The 670-nt window shown below is 46.4% G+C and carries 1 protein-coding gene; it reads right to left on the bottom strand.

Features of this window, described 5'->3' with window-relative positions; genetic code table 11:
- Window positions 1–166: 166 nt before the first annotated feature.
- Window positions 167–670, bottom strand: a 504-nt coding sequence (locus A3751_RS15990; RefSeq protein ID WP_068457875.1) for a sulfite oxidase heme-binding subunit YedZ, incomplete at its 5' end; no start/stop codon positions are given.

Genomic DNA, 670 nt, shown 5'->3' with positions numbered 1-670 from the left:
CTCCGCTAACCCGGCTCGTCTTCGCTTTTCGTTCAACCCTTGCGGGCTGTCTCTCAAAGCGAGCGCGCATTATAAATATCTCGTCGACAAGCGCAACACTTTTATCGAGAAAAAACCGGCTTTTTATGTATCAAAACGTAAAGCGCTCAAAAGACGATCAAGATGGTTATTTGACAGCCAGTCTAGCCCGCTTTTCCAGATAGACCGGCAGCCTGAGAAGCAAAAGGATGATGAGCGGAAACGCAAATAAAATTGCTTCGAGATAATCAGATCTAGCCTGCCAATATACATGGACCAACGCGGCGAATGCCGAAAGATAGATAAGACGATGCAATCTCTTCCAACTCTTACCCATTTTCCTGATTACAAACTTAAAAGAGGTAAGTGCGAGCGCAAGCAAGATTAGAAATCCAAGCGCCCCAGCAATAACATACGGTCGTTTATACAAGTCTTCTACGAAGTTGGACCAATCAACAAGAAACGCTCCATAAGAAAAGACGTGCAGAAACGCATAAAAAAAGGAGTACAAGCCAATCATCCGACGATACCGCACAAAAGACGGTAGAGCTCGAAATTTTCGGAGGGGCGTCACAGACAGGGTAAGGATCAATATAACGAGCGCGGCCTCACCGAGAAATTCGACCAAAGCCTTGGCAGGCTCTGCGCCAAG

The organism is Oleiphilus sp. HI0080 (genome assembly GCF_001635135.1).
This window is presented reverse-complemented; position numbering and strand designations above follow the sequence as displayed.